The organism is Streptomyces sp. SID14436, from assembly GCF_010548465.1.
Classification (GTDB): domain Bacteria; phylum Actinomycetota; class Actinomycetes; order Streptomycetales; family Streptomycetaceae; genus Streptomyces.
In genome coordinates this window covers 1-3,482 of sequence record NZ_JAAGMD010000352.1, presented here as the reverse complement: position 1 = coordinate 3,482, position 3,482 = coordinate 1, and the positions used below count along the sequence as shown (strand labels likewise).

Annotated in this window: 4 protein-coding genes; all 4 read left to right on the top strand. The window is 72.4% G+C overall.

What is annotated here, in order from left to right; genetic code table 11:
* Window positions 1-72: 72 nt before the first annotated feature.
* Window positions 73-270: a gas vesicle protein gene (locus G3I53_RS12565; protein ID WP_164339033.1), complete on the top strand. Its 198-nt coding sequence runs from the start codon at window positions 73-75 to the stop codon at window positions 268-270.
* The gene (locus tag G3I53_RS12560; protein WP_164339030.1) at window positions 267-569 is read left to right on the top strand and encodes a gas vesicle protein K; all 303 of its coding nucleotides are present in this window, start codon (window positions 267-269) and stop codon (window positions 567-569) included. The genes G3I53_RS12565 and G3I53_RS12560 overlap by 4 nt, the downstream gene beginning before the upstream one ends.
* Window positions 570-1,066: 497 nt before the next feature.
* Window positions 1,067-2,365: an ArsB/NhaD family transporter gene (locus G3I53_RS12555; protein WP_164339031.1), complete on the top strand. Its 1,299-nt coding sequence runs from the start codon at window positions 1,067-1,069 to the stop codon at window positions 2,363-2,365.
* A gap of 219 nt (window positions 2,366-2,584) precedes the next feature.
* The coding region (locus G3I53_RS12550; RefSeq protein ID WP_239063829.1) for a DUF692 domain-containing protein at window positions 2,585-3,482 on the top strand (898 nt) is incomplete at its 3' end.

Sequence of the window (3,482 nt, the reverse complement as noted above, 5' to 3'; positions counted from 1 at the left end):
GGCGGCCCCGGGGGTGCGCGCGTGACCGCCGCCGACCCGCGGACCCCCGGCGCCGCGCCCGTCCCCTGGGACCTGCCCGCCCCGTACGCCCCGGCCGGTGTGCCGCTGGTGGACCTGCTGGACCGGGTCCTGGCGACCGGGGTCGTCGTCAGCGGCGACCTGGTGCTGGCGATCGCCGACGTGCCGCTGGTACGGATCTCGCTGCACGCCCTGCTGGCGTCGGTCAGCGAGCGGATGCCCGCCCCCTGGGCGGACAGCGGGCCGCTGTGACGGCGCCCCGCGGCGGCCGCCACACGGTCGACCTGGACCCCGAGCGTGTCACCAACGACCTGGCCGCCCTGGTGCTCACCGTCGTGGAACTGCTGCGCCAGCTCATGGAGCGGCAGGCCGTGCGCCGCTTCGACGAGGGCACCCTGAGCCCGGATCAGGAGGACCGGCTCGGCACCGCGTTGATGCTGCTCGACCGGCGCATGGACGAGCTCTGCGCCCAGCACGGCCTGACCCGCGGCGACCTGAACCTGGACCTGGGTCCGCTGGGCCGGCTCCTTTCCGACGATTCCGGGTGCTGAACGCCCGGCGGTGGGCCACACTGTGGCCTTTGCCGCGCCGCCCCGTAAGGGGGCCGAAAAGCGGACTTGGCTGTCAATGGGGGCTGACCCTCAATCACCCCTACAGGGTGCACCCCCCGCCATCTGGGTGCTGACCCTTATGGTCCGCGTTCCCGCGCGCGCGAGAGGGTGGGACGCACATCACCGCCCCAGCACAGTCCGTCGTGCGGTGAGGGCGAACGCTCGTCTTGCGGGTCTGCAGGCGCCCTCGGTTGCGACAGCCGAAGCGCCGCACCGTCCTGTCCGTCCGCTCCCCGAGCAGGGGAGCGGCGTCGTCGTGGGTCCTGGCTGCTACACGGCAGTGCTGCGGGCCCGGACGACGAGAGGAGCTCCTCGCTCATGCGCGCAGCGCCACAGCGCCCTGATCACTCCCGAACGGTTCCCGGACCCCTCCTGTTGTCGACCCGCACCCCAATCCCCTCCGTATCCGGCCCGGCCGGCACGGGGCAGGTGGCGCGTTGAGCGTTCTGACGTGGGCGGCGATCGCAGTGTTCGTCGCCGTCTACGTACTGATCGCCACGGAGTGGGTCCACCGGGTGGCCGCCGCGCTGGGCGGCGGCGTGCTGATGCTGCTCATCGGGGCCACCGACCCCGAGCACGCCTTCTTCTCCAAGGACGCGGGCATCGACTGGGACGTCATCGTCCTGCTGCTCGGCATGATGCTGATCGTCGCCGTGCTGAAACAGACCGGCGTCTTCGAGTACATCGCGATCTGGGCGGCGCGCCGCGCGCGCGGCAAACCGTACCGGCTGATGGTGCTGCTCATCCTGGTGACGGCCGTGTTCTCCCCCTGGCTGGACAACGTCACGACCGTGCTGCTGGTCGCGCCGGTGACGATCCTGGTCTGCAACCGCCTCGGGCTGCCCGTGGTGCCGTACCTCATCGCCGAGGTGATGACGTGCAACATCGGCGGCGCGGCCACCCTCATCGGCGACCCGCCCAACATCATGATCGGCTCGCGCGCGGGTCTGAGCTTCAACGACTTCGTGATCCACATGACGCCGATCGTCATCGTGCTGATGATCGTGTTCATCCTGATGGCCCGGGTCATGTTCCGCAAAGCGTTCACCTACGACCCCGAGCGCGTCGCGTCCGTGATGGAGCTCGACCCGCGCGACGCCATCAAGGACGGCCGGCTGCTCGCCGTCAGCGGTGCGGTGATGGGCGTCGTGATGGTCGCCTTCGTGCTGCACACCTGGCTGGATCTGGAGCCCTCGGTGATCGCCATCAGCGGCGGTCTGCTGCTGCTCGCGGTGTCCCGGCTGAACACCGGCGAGGTCATGAAGGACGTCGAGTGGGAGACGCTGGCGTTCTTCACCGGACTGTTCGTCATGGTCGGGGCGATGGTGAACATGGGCGTCATCGGCGACCTGGGCGAAGCGGCGGCCGAGGCCACCGGCGGGAACCTGTTCGCCACCTCGATGGCCCTGGTGTTCGGTTCGGTGGTGCCGTCCGCGCTCATCGACAACATCCCCTTCGTGGCATCGGTGAGCCCGATCGTCGAGGAGATCGTGAACGCGGCCGGCGGTACCGCGGAGGCGGGCATGCTGTGGTGGTCCTTCGCCCTCGGCGCGGACCTCGCCGGCAACGCGACGATCATCGCCTCCTCGGCGAACGTCGTCGTCATCGGGATCGCCGAGCGCTCCGGCCACCACATCTCGTTCTGGCAGTTCAGCCGCTACGGACTGGTCGTCACCGCCGTCACGGTGTCGCTGGCCGCCGTCTACGTGTGGGCGCGCTATTTCGCGCTGGCGTGACCGCCCGGACCGGCAGGGGGCGGCCGCGCCCCCTGCCGGTCCGCTGCTCCGCCCCGCCCCCCGAAGCTCAAATGTTCCTCTGAAGGTGCCCGCCGGACGGTTCGTGTCCCCGCCGCGGGGCGATACCCCCGTCACGTCCGCGAGGGACGTCCGGCGGGGGCCGGAACACATCGGGGGCCGGACCGCCGGACGACCGGCGGCCGGGTGGAGGAGGGGACGATGCGGCAGCGACTGGGGACGGGGATCGGCTGGCGGCCGGAGATCGCGGACGCCGTCGAGGCGATGCCGGGGATCGACTGGGTCGAGGTCGTGGCCGAGAACGTGTGCCCCGGACATCTGCCCGAGTCGCTGCTGCGCCTGCGCCGCCGCGGGGTGACCGTGGTGCCGCACGGCGTCTCGCTGGGCCTCGGCGGCGCCGACCGGCCGGACCCCGGGCGGCTCGACGCCCTCGCCGAGCGGGCCGCCGCCCTTCGGGCACCGCTGGTCACCGAACACATCGCCTTCGTCCGCGCGGGCGGGCCGCTGACCGCCTCCCCGCGCCTGGAGGCCGGGCACCTGCTGCCCGTGCCGCGCACCCGGGACGCGCTCGACGTGCTGTGCGAGAACGTCCGCGTCGCGCAGGACGCCCTGCCGGTCCCGCTCGCCCTGGAGAACATCGCGGCCCTGCTGTCCTGGCCGGACGACGAACTGACCGAGGGCCAGTTCCTGTACGAGCTGGCCGACCGCACCGGCGTGCGGCTGCTCATCGACGTCGCCAACCTGCACACCAACCACGTCAACCGCGGCGAGGACCCCGCCGAGGCCCTCTCCGGCCTGCCGCTGGAGGCCATCGCCTACGTCCATGTCGCCGGCGGCTTCGAGCGGGACGGCGTGTGGCACGACAGCCACGCCCATCCCGTCCCGCGGCCGGTGCTCGACATCCTCGCCGACCTCGCCTCCCGCACCTCGCCCCCGGGCGTGCTGCTGGAGCGGGACGAGAACTTCCCCGCCCCGTCGGAGCTGCGGACCGAACTGGACGCCGTGCGCGAGGCCCTGGGCACGGGGGCGGCCCGGCGGTCCGCCGCCCGTCCCGCCGCTCCCCCGACGCCGGCCCCCGCCCCGGCCCCGGACTCCGTGC